Source organism: Salarchaeum sp. JOR-1 (assembly GCF_007833275.1).
Lineage (GTDB): Archaea > Halobacteriota > Halobacteria > Halobacteriales > Halobacteriaceae > Salarchaeum.
The window spans coordinates 597,297-616,926 of the sequence record NZ_CP042241.1 but is presented as its reverse complement, the minus strand read 5'-3'; the positions used below and the strand labels follow the sequence as shown (position 1 = coordinate 616,926).

Sequence of the window (19,630 nt, the reverse complement as noted above, 5' to 3'; positions counted from 1 at the left end):
TCGCCGTTCAGAACTTCTCCAGTAAGCGCCGGTAGAACGCGCGTTCGCGGTCGCTTCCCTCGTCGCCGTCCGCGAGTTTCTCCACGATGAGTTCGGGGGTCGAGCGCGCGAGGTGGTCTTTCACGGGCGAGCGGTCCACGACGAGTTCGCCGTCCTCCAGCCCGACGGCCTGAATGCCGTCCACGGTCACGTCGAACCCGCAGGCGTCCCGTATCTCGCCCGCGAGGTGGCTGACGAACACGCCGCTCGCGCCCGCGTCGTCCAGGGCTTCGAGGATGCCCGCGATGATTTTCGCGGACGCCCCGGGTTCCGTGATGGACTCCAGTTCGTCCACCAGCACCAGCGTCGTCGCGTCGGACGCCCCGGTTGCGAGCCGGCCGAAATCGCGGAGCGTCGCCTCGAACGCGCCCGCGTCGAGCGTCCCCTGGGACTTCGCGTAGTAGTGCAGTTCCTCGACCTCGGGCACGCGCGCGGACTCCGCGGGGACGGGGAGGCCCATGTGCGCGAGCACGACGACCGTGGCGACGAGGTCGAGCGTGCTCGTCTTCCCGCCGGAGTTCACGCCGGAGAGGAGCGCGACGCCGTCCGCGCCGTAATCCACTGGCTCCACGTCCTCGAAGGGCACGTCGAGCAGGGGGGAGCGCCCGCCCTCGATGTCGAACCCGTCGCCCGCGCGCTCCGGCGTCGTGCAGTCGAAGTCGTCGCAGAACCGCGCGACGGCGAGTTCCACGTCGAGTTCGAGCGCCGCCCGCACGAGCGCCGTCGCGTCCCCGCGGGCGTCCGCGAGGTCCGCGGCGAGTTCGCGCTTGCGCCGCGCCGCCCGCCGGTCGCGCGCGGCCGCGAGTTCCTCTCGAAGCCGCGCGACGGCGTCCTCCTCGCGCTCCACGGGAAACGTCGGGTCGTCCGCGAAGGCCTGGCGGGCGATGCTCGCCTCGCCCTCCGTCAGATCGAGCGCGTCCACGAGGTGGTCGCGCGCCGCCCCGACCGCCGCGTCGAACTCGTCGGCGAGTTCGCGCGAGAGCAGGGAGTCCACGCCCGCGCCGCGCTCCACGAGCGACAGCAAATCCGCGCCCTCGATGGTCACGTCCCGCTCCTGAATCGCCCCCCGGAGCCGGTCGTTCGCCACCGATTCGGCGGTCGAGACGGCCGCATCCAAATCGTTCACGGCGTCCGTGAGCCGGTCGAGTTCGCCGTCGCCCGCGACGCTCCCGTCCGCTTCGAGGCGGGCGAGCGCGCCCTCCAGCGTGTCGAGGTCGAGCGGCGGACTGAGACTGCTCCGTCGATGCACCGCCACCGCGGCTTCCAGGCGGTCGCGGTTCTCCGCGAAGAACGCGAGCGCGCGCTCCGGCACCACCTCCGCGGGATCCTCCAGCGCGTCCGGTTCGACGCGCACGTCGCCCTCCACGTCCACGCCCGCGAACGCCTCGTCCAGCGCGACCACGGTCGAGTAGCCGCGCGCGAGTTCCGCGAGCCCCCGGGCGTCCTCGACGATCTCCACGCTCACCTCAGGAACCCGCTCCTGCGCCTCGCTGTACGTCTCCGCGTCCGTCGTCGCCAGACACCTGTCGCGCACCCGCACGCCCTCCGGCTCACTGAGCGGTTCGACGCCCGCGAGCGCGTCCAGCACGCCATCCTCGACCTCCCGCGACCGCGCCCTCTCCACGAACTCTCGGACTTCCGCGATACGGTCGGGACTCCGCGAGGGGTACAGCGTCCGCAGGCGCTTCTCGCCGTACGTCGTCACCGCGCGCTCCGTCAGGAGCGCGAGCGCGTCCTCGTAGAGTTCGCGGGCGCGGTCGGTCGCGAGGAAGCCGCCCGGGTCGTCGTGGCGCGCGCGAATCGCCCCCCGAACGACGCGCGCCGCCCGCCCCTCGCTGATGCCGGGCGCGCCCGCGACGGCGGCCACGTCTCCGCGTTCGAGCGCGCCCTCCGGGTCGTCCAGCTCGCGGAGCGCCTCCGCCGTCTTCGCGCCGACGCCCGGCACGTCCTCCAGTTCCATTCGACAACTCTCTACTCGCCCCACCGGAAAAACCTTGCCTCAGTTCCCGGTCCAGCGGAGCACGCCCAGCGTTCCCTCGAACAGGACGACCATGGTGACGGCGACGAGGATGGGGGCGACGCCGGTCGGGTCGGGCGTGAAGAGGAAGGAGACGCCGAGGAAGCCGCCCCAGAAGAGGAGGCGGCGGTTTTCGAGCCACCTGCGGGTCGTGATGCCCATCATGATGGCGAGCATGATGAAGAGGGGGATCTGGAAGACGACGGCGAGGTAGCCCATGAGGATGAGGATGAGGTTGAAGGTGTCGGAGAGCGCGAACGCGATGTCGGCGACGGGCTGGCTGTAGTTGTAGAAGTAGCCGAAGACGGCGGGGAGGACGACGAAGTACGCGAACGTGAGGCCGAGCACGGCGAGCACGAGGCTCATCGGGACGGCGGCGAGGTAGTACCGGCGTTCGTTCGGGTAGAGGCCGGGGCGCATGAACGCGTACGTCTGGTAGACGAACACGGGGAGGGCGGCGATCAAGCCGGCGAGGCTCGCGACCTTGAACTGGGTGATGAGGAGTTCGAGCGGCTGGTACAGGTGGGGCGCGCCGCGGCCCGCGCTTCCGGTGGGCGCGGGCGGCGTCGCCGGAATGACGGCGTACCAGAGGTGGTTGATGATCTCCTCGCCGAGCGGCCAGACGGCGATGCTGACGAGGCCCGCGATGGAGACCACGATTGCGAGGCGCTTCACCATCTCCTCCACGTGGTCGGCGAGCGGCAACTCCTCGTCCGTCGCCGGGCCCTGCACGCCGCCCACGCTCTCCGTCGCCCCGTCGACCGGCGCTACGCCGTCCGCCTCCCCCGCGGGCATCGGGGGGAACGCCTCGTCGCTCGCCACTGTCTCGTCGTCTCCGAGCGACCGCTCGGTGTCAGCGAGCGTCGGCCCCGCGTCGGTCGCGTCTGCCTCGTGGTCGCCGCCCGAGACGCGTTCGACCGCCGGCGTCGGCGCGACCCGCCTGACCGCGGGCGTCACGTCCGTCGCGTCGCCGTCCGTTTCGTCGGCAGCGTCGCTGGACGGCGCGGTGTCGTCTCCGGGTTTCGGGAGCTGCGGCTCGGCGTCCGAGTCGTGGTCTCCGACCGGAACATCTGCGCCGGGACGCCGCCCCGTGTCCTCGTCGCCGGCGTTCGAGCCCTCGCCGTCACCCATTCGTTGGCGGAGATACGCGCGTCCCGCGTTATAGGCTTTTTACTTCGTAGCCCAGACGAGAAGATTGATAACTCGCAGTCGGCTACCCGCAAGGGAATGAGTAGTTCGGGCGGCGTACGTGAGGACGCAGCGCGCGCTGTCGGCGTCGGCCGCGAGACCATCGGCGTCACGCTCCGCACGCTCCAGAAGAAACTCCAGGTCGCGTTCGTCTTCTTCGTCGTCGGCCTGCTCGGCGGCGTGCTCGCGATGCGGCTGGTCATCTGGCCGCAACTCCGCGCCGACCTCCTCGCGACCGAGGCCCGCATCATCACGCAGACGCCGTTCGACGTCATCCTGATGCAGGTGAAAATCGGGCTGGTGGCCGGCGTGCTCGCCACCGTCCCGCCCCTCCTCTACCACGCCCGCGAACCCCTGAAGGAGCGCGGTATCGTCCCGGACTTGGAGGTGAAACTCTGGCACCTCGCCGTGCTCGGCGTGGCCGCCGTCCTCCTGTTCGCGCTCGGCGTGGCGTACGCCTACGGCCTCTTCTTCCCCATCGTCTTCTACTTCCTCGCCGACTACGCCGTGAAGGCCGGCCTCGCGCCGATGTACTCCATCGTGATGTGGACGGAGTTCATCCTGATGCTCGCGGTGTCCTTCGGGCTCGCGGCCCAGCTCCCGCTCGTGATGTCCGCGCTCGCGTACGCCGAAATCGTCCCCTACGAGACGTTCCGCGACAAGTGGAAGTACGCCGTCGTCGGCATCTTCACGTTCGGCGCGGTGTTCTCGCCGCCCGACCCCTTCACGCAGATCCTGTGGGCGCTCCCGCTCTGCTTTCTGTACGGCGTTAGCCTCTACGTCACGAAGATAGTCGTCACCGCGAAGCGCGGGAGCGAACGCATCGACGTGCTCGGCGTCCTCCGCGCGCGCTGGAACGTCCCGCTCGCCGTCGCCGTCGTCGGGTTCGCGCTCGGGTACGGCGCGTACCGCTACGGCGTCGTCGAGCGCGTGAACGAGACGCTCGTCGGGACGGCCTACCCGCAAGCCTACCTCCTGCCGCAGTACGACCCGCTCCCCGTCGGACTCGCGGTCGGCGCGCTCGCGCTGGTCGGCGCGCTCGCGTACGTCGCGTTCGTCGCCATCGAGCGGGCGGCGTCCGCCGAGGCAGCGGTGTACGGCGGGCGGGCGCGGGAACCGGAGAACCTGAACCTCGACGTGCTGGACGCAGCGGGCGTTCGCGCCGCCCCCGAGGAGCGGTTCGTCGCGATGGACGAGGAGGACGCGCTCGCCGCCGCCCGCACCGCCATCGACGACGGCGACGACGAGAAGGCGCAGGCCATCCTCGACCGCTTCGACGACGCCGCGGACGAGCGCGAGGAACAGGCCGCGGAGGCTGACGCCGCGGAGGAGGAAGCCGGCACCGTCACGAAGCGCACGGCGGGGATGCTGGACGCGTTCACCGAGGACGAGACGACGGAGGACGACGTGGGCGGGTACTACGAGGACATCCTCGCCGTGCTCGGCGCGCTCCGCGGGCGCGCGTTCCGCATCGCCGCGGTGTTCATGAGCGTGCTCGTCGCGGCGTTCGGCTTCCTCTACTACGGCGGTCTCGCGACGCTCCGCGACGACTTCATCGGCCGACTGCCCGCTGATCTTCGAACCGCGAGCAACGCCAGCGCCGGCCCCGCCGCCGACCCAGGATCCGCCGCCGCGGGAATGCAGTGGCCCATCACCCTCCATCCGGTCGAGGCCCTCGTCTTCGAGGCGAAGGTGAGCGCTGTCGCCGCCGCTATCGCTACTCTCCCGCTCGTCGTCTACTACGCGTGGCCGGTGCTCGCGGAGCGCGGCATCCTCACCGGCGACCGCCGCACCATCACCGTCTGGGCGGGCGGCGTCTTCGGCGGTCTCGCCGTCGGGAGCGTCCTCGGCTACCTGTTCGTCGCCCCGAACGTGATCACGTACCTCGTCGCGGACGCGCTCCGCGCCGACATGGTCATCAGTTACCGGATCAGTAACTTCCTCTGGATGGTGTTCCTCACCACCGCCGGTATCGGCCTCCTGATGGACGTCCCCATTTCGATGGCGCTGTTTCACGCCGGCGGCCTCGTCTCCTACCACACGATGCGCGAGCGCTGGCGGGTCGCCGTGCTCGTGAGTTTCGCGCTCGGCGCGCTCCTCACGCCCGACACCGTGTACACGATGCTCATCGTCGGCGTCCCGCTCTCCGCCGCGTACTTCCTCGGCCTCGGCGTGCTCTGGGTGGGCACGCTCGGCGGCCGCCGCGGCGGCGGGCGCGCGTTGCCGGAACGCACGGCCTAAGTAATACCTCTCGAATACTCGGGTATGCCCAAGATAAGCGTGGACGTGCCCGAGGAGCTCCTCGACGACCTCGACGCGCACGTCGGCGAGAACGGAAAGTTCGTCAACCGCAGCGAGGCGCTTCGCGCCTGCGTCCGGAAGACGCTCGACCAGCTCGACGAAATCGACGCCCGCCACGGGAGACTCGACGATGAGTAGAACCGAGTCTCCGCTCGCGACGGGCCGCGTCGTCCTCATTGGCGTCTTCATGACCGCGCTCGTGACGAGCCAGCTCACCGCGTCGAAACTCCTCATGTTCCAGTTGCCGTTCAGCATTCCCGTCACGGGGAGTTCGCTCGTGATGCCGGGCGCGGCGCTCGCGTACGCGCTCACGTTCTTCGCCTCCGACTGCTACTCGGAACTCTACGGCCGGAACGCCGCGCAGACGATGGTGAACGTCGGGTTCGGGATGACGCTGCTGATGCTCGCGCTCGTCTGGACGACGATCAAAGCGCCCATCGCGCCGTTCTCCGGCGTCGGCCAGGCCGAGTTCAGCCGCGTCCTCTGGTCGAGCGCGAACATCGTCGCCGGCAGCCTGCTCGCGTACATCGTGAGCCAGAACTGGGACGTGTACGTCTTCCACGCGATCCGCCGCCGAACGGATAGCAAGTACCTCTGGCTGCGCAACATCGCCTCCACGGCGACGAGTCAGGCCATCGACACCGTCATCTTCGTTTCGGTGGCGTTCTACGTCGCGCCGACCTACCTCGGCGTCGGGAGCGCGTACGAACTCTCGATGGTCGCGTCGCTCATCGTCGGTCAGTACGTCCTGAAACTCGCCATCGCGTTCGCCGACACGCCGTTCGTGTACGGGACGGTCGCGTACTTCCGGCGCTAGGTCTCGGAAGCGAACGCGTAGTTCGGCTTCACGTCCTCGATTTCTACGTCGACCTCGTCCCCCTCGCTCGCGCCGGAGACGAACACCGTGAACCCCTCGACTTTCGCGATGCCGTCGCCCTCCTCGCCCTCGTCCTCGATGGTGACGGTGAGGGTGTCGCCGGCGGCGACGGGCGCGTTCACGTAGTTCTTCCCGACGACGTACAGCTCCGAGGAGGACTCCCGGGAGGCGTCGGGGCTGGTGACGCGAACGAAACTGAAGGACTCCCGCACGTCGTCCACGAACTCGTCGAAGTCCTGGCCCTCGAACACCTTCACCGCGAAGTGGCCGCCCGGCGTGAGGAGGTCGCGCGCCGTCGCGAGCGCCTGCTGGGCGAGGTAGACCGAGCGCGCCTGATCGAGGTTGTACTCGCCGGTCATGTTCGGCGCCATGTCTGAGAGCACCACGTCCACGTCGCCGCCCGCGACCTCCCTGACGTCGGCTTTCGTGTCGTCTTCTGTCATGTCGCCCCGCACCGTCTCCACGGTCGCGGACGCGTCCTCGATGTCGTCGATTCGCTGGAAGTCCACGCCGACGATTCGGCCGTCGGCTCCGACCTCCTCCGCGGCGACCTGCATCCACCCCCCGGGGGCGGCCCCCAGATCGACCACGGTCGCGCCGTACGGCAGGAGCTCGAGCTCCCGGTCGAGTTGCTTGAGCTTGTACGCCGACCGGGCGCGATACCCCTGCTGCTTCGCGCGGTTGTAGTACTCGTCCTTCCCGCTCATACCCGAGAATGAGTCCGCGAGCGGTTACGTGCTTCGTTCGCCCGCGAGATATCGGCGCACGCTCTCCGACTCGACCTCGACTGCGACCTCGTTCGTCCGGCGGAACGGCGGCGTGAACGGCGCGTCGTACCGCCGCAACGCCGGCGCTCCCACGGTCTCGATGTCGGTCGCTTCGAGCGCGTCCAGCAGTTCGGATTCCTTCTTGCGCACCCGGACTCCGGGCGTCCACCACGAGAACGACAGCACCGCGAGCGTTTTCGGGGGTTCGACGACGAGCGAGACGGCGTCGCTTGACGGCTCCGGCGCCGTCTCCGGCGTGTACGACGCGGGGAGGAAGAACGACATCGTCACGTCGCCGTCGGACGCCTCGGTCTCGACGGGCGCGGTCATCGCCACCGACTCGCCGGTCTCGACCGGAGTGGTCATCGCCACCGACTCGCCGCCGTCGTTCGCGCCGTCGATGTACCGATAGAGCCGGCGGAACGCCGTGCGCTCCGAGGGCGCGGTGGTCTCCACTCGAACGGTCTCCGGGTACCGCCGGAGTTCCACGCCGTCCACGTCGGTGACGTGCGTGTAGTCGACGCGCTCGACCCGCGCCTTCGCCAGCGCGTCCGCGAGCGTCCACGCGCCCAGCGCGCCGGCCGCCGCGCCGACAGCGCCACCGACTAGTTTCAGTTTCGTTCGCGTGTCCATATCGGACTGTTCGCGTGCCAGCCTCAAAGCCGGTTCGCCCGTCGCCGCCCCACGACGCGCTTCACGCACGCGCGCGTACCGTGTGCCTTTTTATGCCGCCTCGCCCTACCCGTTGATAAGATGTTCAAGGCGATTATTAGCGCCGACACGCTCCGCACTACACTCGACGCCGTGAGCGTGCTGGTGGACGAATGCAAAATCCACCTCAACGAGGACGGACTCGCGATTCGCGCCGTCGACCCCGCCAACGTCGGCATGGTCGACCTCGACCTCTCCAGCGACGCCTTCGAGTCCTACGACGCCGACGGCGGTCTCATCGGCGTCAACCTCTCCCGACTGGAGGACATCGCCGGGATGGCGGACGCCGGCCAGCTCATCCACCTCGAACTCGACGAGGAAACCCGCAAACTCCACATCCAGATCGAGGGCCTCGAGTACACGCTCGCGCTCATCGACCCCGACAGCATCCGCCAGGAGCCCGACCTCCCCGACCTCGACCTCCCCGCCACCGTCGTCATCGAGGGCCGCGACCTCGACCGCGCCGTCCGCGCCGCCGACATGGTCTCCGACCACATCGCGCTCGGCGTCGACGAGACCACTGGACTGTTCTACGTGAACGCGGAGGGCGACACGGACGACGTCCACCTCGAACTCGACGAGGACGACCTCATCGACCTCGAAGTCGGCCCCGCGCACAGCCTGTTCAGCCTCGACTACCTCAAGGACATGAACAAGGCAATCCCGAAGGACGCGGAAATCACGGCCGAACTCGGCGAGGAGTTCCCGGTCAAACTCCACTTCGACCTCGCCGAAGGGAAAGGTAACGTAACCTACATGCTTGCGCCCAGAATTCAGAGCGACTAACCACCCGGCCGCTCCAGGCGTCTCCTACTGTTCTTCTACCAGCACCGTCTCGCCCGCACGGACGGTGTCGCCTTCTTCGACGAGCAACTCGGATTCCTCGTACGTCGGCGGGAGTTTCACGTCCGCGCGACTGCCGAAGCTGATGTGGCCGATGCGGTCGCCGCGCTCCACGACTTGTCCGGGTTCCCGACTGGGGTGGATGCGGCGGGCGAACGCGCCCGCGATGAGCACGACCTCGTGGTCGCCGAACTGGAAGGTGACGCGCTCGTTCTTCTCGGAGTCCTTCGAGAACGCGGGCTTGTGCGCGCCGGGCGTGTGCGTGACGTGTTCGAGAAAACCGCCTTTGGGCGCGCGGTTGACGTGCACGTCGGCGGCGCTCATGTACACGCCGACGCGGAGCCAGTCGTCGTCCGCCCGAATCACGGAGACGGTGCCGTCCGCGGGCGCGACGACGCCGGATTCCGGCGTGTCGCGGTCGGGGTCGCGGTGGAACCAGAGAACGAACGCGGGCGCCAGCAGGACGACTGCGGGGCCGAACGGAACGAAGACGAACGGGAGCGCGGCGACCAGCGCGTACGCCGCGAGCCGTCGCGCACCGGGAGCGAATTGCACACCTCGCGTTCGTGCGCCGGGTGTTTGGATGGTTCGGTCGCCATCCGCGGCGTTTATTCGGGTTCGGCACGAGAACGCGAACAGATGGACGCGCGCCACGCCCGCTATCCGTTCCTCGCGAGCGCCCGCACGGCGGTTCAGGAGGCCGGCGTGAACCTCGCGGACGTGGTGCAGAACGACGACGCGGTCGTGGAGCGCGCGCTGGAGCGCGTCACCACGGCGGTCACCGACCGCGAGATAGGGGAGTCCGCGCACAGCACGCGCGTCGAACTCCTCTCGTATCCGGTGGCGCGCGTCATCGTCTCGCTCGTGGACGAGAACATCCTCGTCCGGCGGTACGCGCAGGGCGAGGCGAACGCCGCGTACGAGCGCTTCCGAGCGGATTTCGCGAGCGACGACGACCTCGCGAGCGTCCGCACTGACGCCCGCGTCTCACGCGACGACCTGCTCGCCGAGTTCGACCTCCGCGAACACGTCACCTCCACCGAGGAGGGGTTCGACGTGGGCGTCGCCACCTACCTCCTGCTCTCCTCCAGCATCCGCGGCGAGGACTGGCGGCTCGTGAATCGCCGCCTCGACGACGGCCTCGTCCCCGTGAGCGGCCTCGAACTCGACGAACTGCTCCGGCAGGCCGTCGAAGACCGGGTCGCCGACGGCCTCCCGCTCTCCGTGCCGGACGCCATCGGGAGCGAACTCGGCGAAGCCGTCTCCGAGGTGAAGACCGTGCTCTCCGAACTCGACCTCACCCGAGATATCGACACCGTCGTCCCCGAACTGTTCCCGCCGTGCATGACGAACCTCCTCGAACGCGTGCAGCGCGGCGACCACCTCCCCCACCACAGCCGCTTCGCCATCACGGCGTTTCTCGCGAACATCGGCCTCAGCACGGACGAAATCGTCCAGATATACGAAGTGAACCCCGGGTTCGGCGAGGAGATGACGCGCTACCAGACCGATCACATTCAGGGCGAGAGCAGTCCCACCGAGTACACCGCGCCCGCCTGCGCGACGATGAAGTCGTACGGCGACTGCGTGAACCCGGACGCGCTCTGCGATCACATCAGCCACCCGCTCTCCTACTACGAGGCGAAACTCGACGACGCCGACGAGGACGAACTTGACGACTGGCGCGAGCAGAACGAGCAGTCCGAGACTTAGTCGCGCGTCGAGAGGTAGACTCCGATCCCTCCCATCAACACGAGGAAGAGGACGAGACTTCCGATGACCGCGAACGTTCCCTGACGGCCAAGCGACGCCCCGCTCATCGACGCGGTTCCGACCAGCGCCGCGATGAACACGACCACGCCGAGCGACGCCCAGGCGGCCTCCACCAGTTTCTCCCGCTCGAATGCCATACCCAACGCTTCCGGAGAACGCATGAAAAGGGCTTCGAACGCGGCTTTTCACGATTCTCGCGACTCGGCAACCTTCAAATAGGATAGGGCGACCACCCGCGGGTGTGACGTGACACGTGCCGTCGAGCGCACGCGGTTGCGCGGCCACCGCTCGACGCCCGATACCGGCCGCCTGTCCGCCCCGGACGCCCCAACGAGCGCGTAAACGTCCGTCGGAACTGAGCGGTTTAGGGCCGCTGAGCCCCTCGTCTCTCGTATGGTGCCTTCGAAACCCACCAGCACCACGACCAGCGAACCGACCGCGCTCTCGCCCGGCGGCTCCACGCGGACGCGGGCCGACCGCGCCCGAACCGAACGCATGGCCGTCACCGCCATCGGCGGCGGCTGCTACGACGTCGTCACCGAGTACGACACCGTCTACACCGTCGACCTCCCCGAGGGCCGGTGTACGTGCCCGGACCACCAGCACCGTCGCGCGCGCTGCAAACACCTCCGCCGGGTCGCCATCGGCGTGACCGACGGTCGCGTCCCCGCGCCCGGCCAGCGCGAGGACGCCTGCGCGGACTGCGAGCGCCCGGTGTACGTCGACGAGGACGAACCCACGCCCGTCTACTGCGAGCCGTGCACGCTCGACACCGGTCGGTTCGTCCGCGACCGCGAACGCGGCGACCTCCTCGTCGTCGCCCGAACCACCCGCGACCGCGCGAACGCAGTCGCGGTTCCCGGCTGGGACACCACCGTCGCCGACTACCCGACCAACCGCACGTACCCCGAGACGGACGTGGTCGTCGAAGTCCTCTACCCAATCAGTCGCGCCCTCGCGCCCGACGACCTCACGCCGAGCGACCTCACCCGGTACGCGTTCCCGCGGAGCCGCCTCGAACCCCTAGTCGAGTAGTTCCACGGCGTCCTCGATGGAGATAGCGCCTTGCTCGAACGCGTTCAGAACCTCGCGGACGGTTCGCGCGCCGTCCCCTTCGTCGCTCGCGGCTTTCAGGTCGGCGATGGTTTCGCCCGAGTCGAGCGCCGTCTCCTTCTTCACGCGGTAGTTCCCGCCGTCCGTTCGGTGGAGGTCGTGCGGGTGGAAGAAGTACCAGTCCTCGCGGTCGAAGCGCGCGCCGACCTTCGGGCGCGCGCCGAAGCTCCGCGAGAAGTACACGAGCGCCTCGATTTCCTCGCCCGTGAGATAGATCGGGTCGCCCGACGACGATTTCGCCTCCACGGCGTAGAAACTCTCGCCGTCGCCCGCGAGCACGTCGGGGAGTTCGCGCTGGGTGGCGCTCCCGGACGCCGGCGCGCGCATCACCGCGAACCCGGCCTCGTCGAGGCGGTTCACGAGCTCGCGCTCCCGCCGGTCGCCCTTCCGGTTCTTCACCATACCCTCCGTTGGGTGCCCGGTGTAAAGAGCGACACGTGTCGCCGTGGCCACGCGGTTTTTCTTCCGTCCGTCCGAACGACGGGACAGTGAGCGAGAGCGACGCGCCGCTGGACAAGAAGTCGAAGACGGACATCCTCGCGGCACAGATAGAGGAAGGGTTGGACGAGCTGGAACGACCCGCGGGAGCCCTCTTCCTGTCCGCGATCTCAGCGGGCCTCGACATCGGGTTCGGGCCGTTCTTCATGGCGGTCGTGCTCACGCTCGTGGGTGGTGCGCTCTCCGAACCCGTGACGCGGTTGCTCGTGGCGAACGCGTACACGTTCGGGTTCGTGTTCGTTATCCTCGGCCGGGCCGAACTGTTCACCGAACACACGACGCTCGCCGTTCTTCCGGTTCTCGACGGCCGCGCGTCCGTCCGAAAACTCGCTCGCCTCTGGGGATTGGTCTACATCGGGAACGTCCTCGCTGGCGCGGTGTTCGCGGCGGCGATGGTCGTGCTTGCCCCCACATACGGCATCATCGACCCCACGGCGTTCGAACAGCTGGCGCGACCGCTCGTCGCGCATCCGCCGCTCGTCCTCCTCATGGGCGGCGTGCTTGCCGGCTGGCTGATGGGGTTGCTCTCCTGGCTCATCACCGCCGCGGACTCCACGATAGCGCGCATCGCCCTCGTCTGGCTCGTCACAATGGGAATCGGCATCGCACACCTCCCGCACTCCATCGCGGGGAATGTCGAGGTTCTCGCCGCCGTCCTGTCGTCGTCCGCGTTTGGCGTTTCCACCTACGCTGACTTCCTGTTGCTCGCGACCGCTGGCAACGTCGTCGGCGGGACGCTGTTCGTCGCGCTCCTCAAGTACGGGTACGTCGTGCGCGGCGAGGAGTAGCGCCGCTTACGTCCCGTGCTGCCAGGAGTCCATGTACTCGCGCTGGACGTCCGTTAGCTCGTCGAGTTCGATGCCTTCTGCGTCGAGTTTGAGTTCCGCGACCTCGCGGTCGAGCGCGTCCGGCACGTCGTGCAGCCCGTCCTCGTAGCTGTCGCCGTGCGTGGCGAGTTCGCGGACGCAGACGGCCTGCACGCCGAACGACTGGTCCATCACTTCGACCGGGTGCCCGAGGCTGACTGGGCTGGCGAGGTTGACGAGACGGCCCTCGGCGAGCACGTTCACGCGCGAGCCGTCTGTGAGCTCGTACTCCTGCACGCCCTCTCGGACCTCGCGTTCGTTCACGGAGAGGTCTCGGAGGTCTTCGAGGTTGATTTCCACGTCGAAGTGCCCGGCGTTCGCGAGCACGACGCCGTCCTGCATGTCCTCGAAGTGGTCGGCGGTGACGACGTCGCGGTTTCCGGTGGTGGTGACGAACACGTCGCCGCGTCCGGCGGCGTCGTCCATGCTCGTAACCTCGTAGCCCTCCATGTGGGCTTCGAGCGCGCGCCGCGGGTCGATTTCGGTGACGATGACGTGCGCGTTCTGTCCGCTGGCCTTCTTCGCGACGCCGCGCCCGCAGTACCCGAACCCGGCGACGACGACCGTCTTCCCCGCCCAGGAGAGGTTCGTGGTCATGGCGATGTTCGCGAGCGCGGACTCCCCGGTGCCGTGCACGTTGTCGAAGAGGTGCTTCATCGGGGTGTCGTTCACGTTGAACATCGGGTAGTCGAGCGCGCCGTCCGCGTCCATCGCGCGGAGGCGGTGAACGCCGGTTGTCGTCTCCTCCGTGCCGCCGATGATTGACTCCACGAGCTCGGGATACTCCTCGTGGATGCGGAAGACGAGGTCGCCGCCGTCGTCCACCGTGATGGTGGGTTCGTGGTCGATGACGGCGTCGATGGCCTCGTAGTACTCGGTGTCGTCGATGCCGTGCTCGGCGTACGACGTGATGTTCTCGTGGGCGTCGAGCGCGACGCTCACGTCGTCGTGCGTCGAGAGCGGATTGCAGCCGGTGATGGCGACGTCCGCGCCGCCCTCCGCGAGCAGTTCGACGAGCGCCGCCGTCTTCGCCTCGACGTGCAGCGCCATTCCCACGACCTCTCCAGAGAGCGGACGCTCCGCCGTGAACTCGTCTTCGAGCGCGGAGAGAATCGGCATGTGTTCGCGGGCCCAGTCGATCTTCTGTCGGCCCGACTCGTGTTTCGCGTCCACGTCCGGGACGCGTTCGCTGATAGGTGCGGCCGTTTCCATACCTATGCGTCACGCACGCGACCCAAAACCCTACCGAAGCAGGAAGCCGCGCGAGGGTGGAAGACGGCGGACTGCGGCGGTGGTTCCGATACGGCCAGCCGTCGCTTCCGCACCGCGGCGACACCCCTACTTCGACCGCCGTCAGAAAAAGACCGATGGCCGCCTGCTCACTCGCGCGCTACGAAGGCCGCGTTAGTTCCGGCCGGGCGCTCCCTCACGGCCGTTGCCGTTGCCGTTCGAGTCGTCTTCGCCGCCCTCGCTGTCTTCGTCCTCGTCGCCGTCCTCGTCCTCGTCGCCGTCGTCGCTCGCGGACGCTTCGCGGTCGGGGCCGCGGTCTTCAGGTGGGCCCTGCGCGTCGTGTTCGGCGTCCTCGCTCGCGTCGTCACGATCGGGGCCGCGGTCTTCGGGCGGGCCCTGCGTGGTGTTCTCGGCCGTCTCGTTCACGTCGTCGGTTTCGTCACGGTCGTCGTGACCGGGCCGATCCTCGGGCGGGCCGGCGTGGTCGGGGCGGTCGTCAGCGCCCGGGTTGTTCGCCGTGACGAAGTCCGCCAGGATGCGGCCGTCGACGGCGTCTTCACCGAACATCGCGGCGATGAACTGTTCGACCTGCTGGCCGAACGGACTCTCCTCGGTGACCGTCTCGTTCTCCCCGCTCTCGCTCGCGGTCGTCTCCGCGAGGAGGGTCACGGTCGCGGACGCGGTGGTGTTGTTGTGCGTCGCCGTCACCGCCACGGTGACGTTCGTGTCGGGCGCGGGGAGGACGACGGTGCCGTTCGCGTCCGTCTCGTACGTCCCCGTGCCGTTGTACGTGGTGTTCGTCGTCTCCGTGACGTTCACGGTCGCGTTCGCGACCGCGGTGTCGTTCGCCGTCACGGTGACGGTCGCGTCGCTCCCGGCGTCGGGCTGGTCGACGCCGACGCTCAGGTCGCCGGTCGCCGCTGCACCGGCGACTGCGGGTACCGATACCGCGAGTACTGTCATGGCCGCGACGAGCGCGGCGGTGAATTTCATCGAGCGCATCGCATCCCACCGTACCGGCGGCACGGAGAAAAGGGGGGATGAGCGTTCGACCCGTTCAGTCCGTTCGAACGCGGTGGAAAACCCGTTCACGAACGTTTACTGCGGGCGAAAACGCCGGATTCGGGGTTAGTCGGCGCGTTCCGCGAGTGCGGCGGCGCGGTCGGCGGCGCGCGCCCGAACGTCGGCCTCGTCGAGCGTGCGGATGTCGCGGTCTTCCATGAGCACGCGGCCGTCGCAGACGGTGTGACGCACGTCGCTCCCGCGGACGGCGTACGCGAGGTGGCTGACGTGGTCGTGGACGGGCGTCAGGTGCGGGGCGTCGAAGTCCACGACGGCGAGGTCGGCGTTCGCGCCCGCCGCGACGCGGCCCGAGTCGAATCCGAGCGCGTCCGCGCCGCCCGCGGTCGCCATCTCAACGGCGGCTTCCGCGGGCACGGCGGCCGCGTCCTCGGCGGCGAGCTTCCCGAGCATCGCGGCGTCCCGGAGTTCGTCGAACACGTCGAGGTCGTTGTTCGACGCCGCGCCGTCCGTGCCGAGCGCGACCGTCACGCCGGCCTCCCGCATCCGCTGGACGGGCGCCATTCCGGACGCGAGTTTCATGTTCGACGCCGGACAGTGCACGACCGCGGTGTCGCGCGCCGCGAGCAGGTCGATTTCCTCGGCGTCCACGTGCACGCCGTGCGCGAGGAAGTCGTCGCCCGTGAGCATCCCGAGCCCGTCCGCGTGCGCGAGCGGGCGTTCGCCCTCGGACTCGACGATGGGGGCGACCTCGCCTTCGGTCTCGTTCGCGTGGAAGTGCAGCGGAACCCCCGCCTCGCGGGCCGCCGCCGTGAACTCCGCGAGGAGGTCGTCGTCCACGGTGGTGAGGCTGTGCGGCGCGTACATCGTGCGGACGCGACCGTCGGCGTACCCGTCGTACTCGCGGGCGAACGAGAGGCTCTCCTCGTTGTCCGCACGCGCCGCCTCGTCGTCCTTCCCGACGGTGACGACGCCGTGGCCGAGTCGGGCCCGAACGCCCGCGTCCGCGACGGTCTCCGCGACCGTGGGTTCCTCGAAGTACATGTCCGCGAACGCCGTCACGCCGCCCCGAATCATCTCCACGAGCGCGAGTTCCGTGCCGGTACGCACGTCCTCGGTCGTGAGTTCGGCCTCCGCCGGCCAGATGTCTTCCTGCAGCCACGCGTCGAGGGGCTTGTCGTCCGCGTACCCCCGCAGGAGCGTCATCGCGGCGTGCGTGTGCGCGTTCACCAACCCTGGCATCACCAGACAGCCCTCGGCGTCCAAGGTCTCGTCGCCGTCCGATACGTCGCCCACGTCGAGAATCTCGCCGGCGTCCTGGTCGACGAGCACGTCCGCGCGTTCGACCGAGAAGTCGGGGCGGAGCACCCGTCCGTCAGCGACTCGTAGCGTACTCATGGCGGAAAAATCGTGGATAGCGGCCGTTAATCTGTTGGAAGCTCGGCGGAAGACTTACGCGTCGCCTGACGTATCGTCGGCTATGGGTATCTTCAGCCGCCTGAAAACCGGGTTCTCGTTCGCTCGCCGGAGTGCGCGAGCGCTCCGCGACCATCCCCGCCTCGCCGCCCTCCCCGCGGTCGCCGGCGTCGCCGGCCTCCTGTACCTCGCCGCGCTCTGGGGAGTCGTGCTCGCCGTCGAACCGTCCCCGTCCCAGCCCCTCCTGGTCGCCGCGCTCCTCGCGCTCTACTTCGGCTCCACCCTCCTCGCCTCGTACTTCACCGCCGCGCTGATGTTCTGCGCGAAACAGGTGTTCGACGGTGAGGAACCCGTCATCCGGGACGGCCTCCGCGCCGCCGGCCGCAACCTCGGCCCGCTGGTCGCGTGGGCCGCAATCAGCGCCGTCGTCGGCGTCGTCATCCGACTCATCGAGTCGAACGACTCCCTTCCCGCGAAACTCGTCGCGGCCGTGTTCAGCGTCGCCTGGGGCGTCCTCACCTACTTCGTCCTCCCCGTCATCGTGTTCGAGAACGTCGGCGTCTTCGAGATGTTCTCCCGGAGCAAGGAGACCGTCCAACAGACGTGGGGCGAATCCCTCGGCGCGGCGGGCGCCGTCGGCCTCGTCACCGTCGCGCTCGTCTTCCTCGGCGCGTTCCCCGGTGCAGTTCTCCTCGTCGCTGCCCCCGTCCCGACGCCGGTTTCCCTCGTCGTTCTCGCGATCGGCGTCCTCCTCGCGGGCCTCGTCGGCCAGACACTGACCGGCGTCGCGAAGACCGCGCTCTACGTGTACGCGACCGAGGACGAGACGCCCGCGTACTTCGAAGGCATCGACTTCGGCGACGACGGGAACGGCGGGAGCGGGGGCTTTCGCGGGCGACTCCCCGGATCCGGCGGCATCGCGGGAAGGAAAAGCTAGTTGCCGGTCGCCGCCGATTTCCCCGTATGCGCATCGCCGTCCCGAACAAGGGCCGCCTGCACGACCCGACGGTCGACCTGCTCGACCGCGCGGGCCTCTCGATAGAGCCGACCGCCGACCGACAGCTGTACGCCGACACCGTCGACCCCGACATCACGGTGCTGTTCGCGCGCGCCGCCGACATCCCGGAGTACGTCGCGGACGGCGCGGCCGACCTCGGCATCACCGGCCTCGATCAGGTCCGAGAGTCAGGGGTCGATTTGCAGGACCGCCTCGACCTCGGGTACGGCGAGTGTCGGCTCGTCCTCGCCGCCCCCGAGGAGGACGACGTGAGTTCCGTCGGTGACCTCGCCGGGAAGACCGTGGCCACCGAGTTCCCGCGCGTCGCCCGCGACTACTTCGCGGACACGAGCGTCGACCCCGACATCGTGGAGGTGTCGGGCGCGACCGAACTCACGCCGCACGTGGAGATGGCGGACGCCATCATCGACATCACCTCGACGGGAACGACGCTCCGCGTGAACCGCCTCGAAATCGTCGACGAGGTCCTCAAGAGCTCCGTCAGGCTGTTCGCCCGCCCCGACGTCGAGAGCGAGAAGGCCGCGCAGGTCGAGACCGCGCTCGACTCAGTCATCGCCGCGGAGGACAAACGCTACCTGATGTTGAACGCGCCCGCCGACCGCCTCGACGAAATCGAGGACGTGATTCCCGGCCTCGGCGGCCCGACGGTGCTCGACGTGGACGAACCGAACACCGTCGCCGTCCACGCCGTCGTCCCCGAACGCGAGGTCTTCCAGACCATCACCGACCTCACGGAGAAGGGCGCGAGCGACGTACTCGTCACCGAAATCGAGCGGCTCGTCGAGTAATCCGGACTAGTCGTGGAGGCGTTCGCCGAGTTCCGTGGCCTTCGCGGGCACGAACCACAACAACGCACCCGCGATTGCGACGCCGACGAGGCCGAGCACGGACTCTCGGAGCGCGCCCGCGTCGGCGCTCAGGTAGACGACTGCCGCGGCGAGGCCGAACGAAAGCCACACCAGCCCGAACCGGTCGTCGAGCGCGTCCAGTACGACACCGGCGAACACGCCGGCCGCCGCGACACCGAGTACCGCCGCGAACGCCGTCGACGGCTCCAGTACGTAACTCAGCGCGAACAACGCGGCGGCGACGCCGACCATCACCGCGCTCGCTCGGAACACCTGCTCGCGTGGGGAGGGCTCCATACTCGACGGTTCGGTCTACTCTCCGAAAAACCCTGTGAGCATTTTCAGCCGCTGTAACTCGGCATCTGTCGAACGGCTCGAAGAGCCCGGCCGAGCGGATTCACCCCCGCACCGGCCGCGAGCGGCCGTTTTATGTTACGTTTTGCTGCGGGGGTTCGCAGAGCGACCCCGACGCTACCAATTCACTCGAGCAGGCCGAGTTCTTCGAGGCGGCTGACGATTTTGTCGACGGCGTGTTCGGCGTCCTCGGGCTTCTTTCCGCCGGTGATGACGAGTTTGCCGGAGCCGAAGAGGAGCGCGACGACTTCGGGTTCGTCGAGGCGGTAGACGAGGCCGGGGAACTGCTCGGGCTCGTACTCGATGTTCTCGAGGCCCAGTCCGATGGCGATGGCGTTGAGGTTGAGCTGTCGTCCCAGGTCGGCGGAGGTGACGATGTTCTGGACGACGATTTCGGGGTCGTCTTCGACTTCGATGTTGAGTTCGCGGAGTTTGTCGAAGACGATGCGGAGGCTTTCGTGGACGTCCGCGGTGCTCTTCGCGCCGGTGCAGACGATTTTGCCGGATCGGAAGATGAGCGCGGCGCTCTTCGGTTCCTGGGTGCGGTAGACGAGGCCGGGGAACTGCTCGGGGTCGTAGTCGGCGCCTTCGAGGTCCATGGCGACGCTCTGAAGGTCGAGTTCCTGGCCGATTCCCGTGGACGCGACCACGTTTTCAATATTGATGGTTTCCTTGGGGTCGGTCATATACGACTTAAATATCGTATTTAACCTTTATAAAGTTTGGCTGTCCGGCGAGCGCGACTCACTCT

21 protein-coding genes are annotated in these 19,630 nt (G+C 68.5%); 9 read left to right on the top strand and 12 right to left on the bottom strand.

Translation table 11 applies throughout. From position 1 onward, the window contains the following. Nucleotides 1-7: 7 nt before the first annotated feature. The gene (locus FQU85_RS04220) at nt 8-1,999 is read right to left on the bottom strand and encodes a helix-hairpin-helix domain-containing protein (protein WP_145844696.1); all 1,992 of its coding nucleotides are present in this window, start codon (nt 1,997-1,999) and stop codon (nt 8-10) included. A gap of 39 nt (nt 2,000-2,038) precedes the next feature. Further along, a complete protein-coding gene (locus tag FQU85_RS04215) occupies nt 2,039-3,187 on the bottom strand; it encodes a twin-arginine translocase subunit TatC (RefSeq protein WP_145844694.1) in 1,149 nt (382 codons plus the stop codon). Nucleotides 3,188-3,283: 96 nt separating this feature from the next. On the opposite strand from FQU85_RS04215, the gene tatC reads away from it, so the two are divergent. Genes tatC through FQU85_RS04200 form a run of 3 tightly spaced genes read left to right on the top strand, consistent with a single transcriptional unit; the run spans nt 3,284 to nt 6,362 of the window. Further along, nucleotides 3,284-5,485: a Sec-independent protein translocase TatC gene (gene tatC / locus FQU85_RS04210; RefSeq protein WP_145844691.1), complete on the top strand. Its 2,202-nt coding sequence runs from the start codon at nt 3,284-3,286 to the stop codon at nt 5,483-5,485. Between the two features lie 24 nt (nt 5,486-5,509). Next, complete coding sequence (locus FQU85_RS04205; protein ID WP_145844688.1) at nt 5,510-5,683, top strand: ribbon-helix-helix domain-containing protein; 174 nt, start codon at nt 5,510-5,512, stop codon at nt 5,681-5,683. Continuing rightward, complete coding sequence (locus FQU85_RS04200; protein WP_145844686.1) at nt 5,676-6,362, top strand: queuosine precursor transporter; 687 nt, start codon at nt 5,676-5,678, stop codon at nt 6,360-6,362. The genes FQU85_RS04205 and FQU85_RS04200 overlap by 8 nt, the downstream gene beginning before the upstream one ends. Here FQU85_RS04200 and FQU85_RS04195 read toward each other — a convergent pair. Further along, nucleotides 6,359-7,129, bottom strand: coding sequence for a 23S rRNA (uridine(2552)-2'-O)-methyltransferase (locus FQU85_RS04195; protein WP_145844683.1), 771 nt, complete (start codon nt 7,127-7,129; stop codon nt 6,359-6,361). The genes FQU85_RS04200 and FQU85_RS04195 overlap by 4 nt on opposite strands. A 24-nt stretch (nt 7,130-7,153) precedes the next feature. Continuing rightward, nucleotides 7,154-7,822, bottom strand: a complete 669-nt coding sequence (locus FQU85_RS04190) for a heme-binding protein (RefSeq protein ID WP_145844681.1) — start codon at nt 7,820-7,822, stop codon at nt 7,154-7,156. A 120-nt stretch (nt 7,823-7,942) separates the two neighbouring features. On the opposite strand from FQU85_RS04190, the gene FQU85_RS04185 reads away from it, so the two are divergent. Beyond that, nucleotides 7,943-8,686, top strand: coding sequence for a DNA polymerase sliding clamp (locus tag FQU85_RS04185; RefSeq protein ID WP_145844679.1), 744 nt, complete (start codon nt 7,943-7,945; stop codon nt 8,684-8,686). A 24-nt stretch (nt 8,687-8,710) separates the two neighbouring features. Here the strand turns inward: FQU85_RS04185 and FQU85_RS04180 are convergent, their stop codons facing one another. Then, nucleotides 8,711-9,298: a protein sorting system archaetidylserine decarboxylase gene (locus FQU85_RS04180; RefSeq protein WP_145844677.1), complete on the bottom strand. Its 588-nt coding sequence runs from the start codon at nt 9,296-9,298 to the stop codon at nt 8,711-8,713. Nucleotides 9,299-9,382: 84 nt separating this feature from the next. Here FQU85_RS04180 and priL point away from each other — a divergent pair, with 84 nt between their 5' ends. Then, nucleotides 9,383-10,456 carry a DNA primase regulatory subunit PriL gene (gene priL / locus FQU85_RS04175; RefSeq protein ID WP_145844674.1) on the top strand — a complete coding sequence of 358 codons (1,074 nt, stop codon included), beginning with the start codon at nt 9,383-9,385 and terminating at the stop codon, nt 10,454-10,456. Here the strand turns inward: priL and FQU85_RS04170 are convergent. Further along, entirely contained in the window at nt 10,453-10,653 is a 201-nt protein-coding gene (locus FQU85_RS04170; RefSeq protein WP_145844671.1) for a hypothetical protein, read from the bottom strand. The two genes, priL and FQU85_RS04170, sit on opposite strands and share 4 nt — an antisense overlap. 256 nt (nt 10,654-10,909) lie before the next feature. Between FQU85_RS04170 and FQU85_RS04165 the strand changes: the two genes are divergently transcribed. Next, a complete protein-coding gene (locus FQU85_RS04165; protein WP_145844666.1) occupies nt 10,910-11,551 on the top strand; it encodes an SWIM zinc finger family protein in 642 nt (213 codons plus the stop codon). Here FQU85_RS04165 and hjc read toward each other — a convergent pair. Next, a complete protein-coding gene (hjc, locus tag FQU85_RS04160; RefSeq protein ID WP_206022066.1) occupies nt 11,540-12,031 on the bottom strand; it encodes a Holliday junction resolvase Hjc in 492 nt (163 codons plus the stop codon). The genes FQU85_RS04165 and hjc overlap by 12 nt on opposite strands. Nucleotides 12,032-12,117: 86 nt before the next feature. Here hjc and FQU85_RS04155 point away from each other — a divergent pair, with 86 nt between their 5' ends. Beyond that, nucleotides 12,118-12,915, top strand: a complete 798-nt coding sequence (locus tag FQU85_RS04155) for a formate/nitrite transporter family protein (RefSeq protein ID WP_145844663.1) — start codon at nt 12,118-12,120, stop codon at nt 12,913-12,915. A gap of 6 nt (nt 12,916-12,921) precedes the next feature. Here the strand turns inward: FQU85_RS04155 and FQU85_RS04150 are convergent, their stop codons facing one another. From FQU85_RS04150 to FQU85_RS04140, 3 genes are all read right to left on the bottom strand, one after another. Continuing rightward, a complete protein-coding gene (locus tag FQU85_RS04150) occupies nt 12,922-14,205 on the bottom strand; it encodes an adenosylhomocysteinase (protein WP_145844661.1) in 1,284 nt (427 codons plus the stop codon). A 192-nt stretch (nt 14,206-14,397) separates the two neighbouring features. Beyond that, nucleotides 14,398-15,225 (bottom strand): hypothetical protein, encoded by an 828-nt coding sequence (locus tag FQU85_RS04145; protein WP_145844658.1) that lies wholly within the window; start codon nt 15,223-15,225, stop codon nt 14,398-14,400. Nucleotides 15,226-15,351: 126 nt separating this feature from the next. Then, on the bottom strand, nt 15,352-16,641 hold the full coding sequence (locus FQU85_RS04140) for an amidohydrolase (RefSeq protein WP_145844656.1): 1,290 nt from the start codon (nt 16,639-16,641) through the stop codon (nt 15,352-15,354). A gap of 82 nt (nt 16,642-16,723) precedes the next feature. On the opposite strand from FQU85_RS04140, the gene FQU85_RS04135 reads away from it, so the two are divergent. Then, nucleotides 16,724-17,596 (top strand): DUF6159 family protein, encoded by an 873-nt coding sequence (locus FQU85_RS04135; RefSeq protein ID WP_145844654.1) that lies wholly within the window; start codon nt 16,724-16,726, stop codon nt 17,594-17,596. Between the two features lie 26 nt (nt 17,597-17,622). Next, on the top strand, nt 17,623-18,465 hold the full coding sequence (gene hisG, locus FQU85_RS04130) for an ATP phosphoribosyltransferase (RefSeq protein ID WP_145844651.1): 843 nt from the start codon (nt 17,623-17,625) through the stop codon (nt 18,463-18,465). A gap of 6 nt (nt 18,466-18,471) precedes the next feature. Here hisG and FQU85_RS04125 read toward each other — a convergent pair whose 3' ends face one another. Together FQU85_RS04125 and FQU85_RS04120 are read right to left on the bottom strand one after the other, a co-directional pair. Next, a complete protein-coding gene (locus FQU85_RS04125) occupies nt 18,472-18,822 on the bottom strand; it encodes a hypothetical protein (protein ID WP_145844649.1) in 351 nt (116 codons plus the stop codon). Between the two features lie 182 nt (nt 18,823-19,004). Next, a complete protein-coding gene (locus FQU85_RS04120) occupies nt 19,005-19,565 on the bottom strand; it encodes a TATA-box-binding protein (RefSeq protein ID WP_145844647.1) in 561 nt (186 codons plus the stop codon). Nucleotides 19,566-19,630 lie beyond the last annotated feature (65 nt).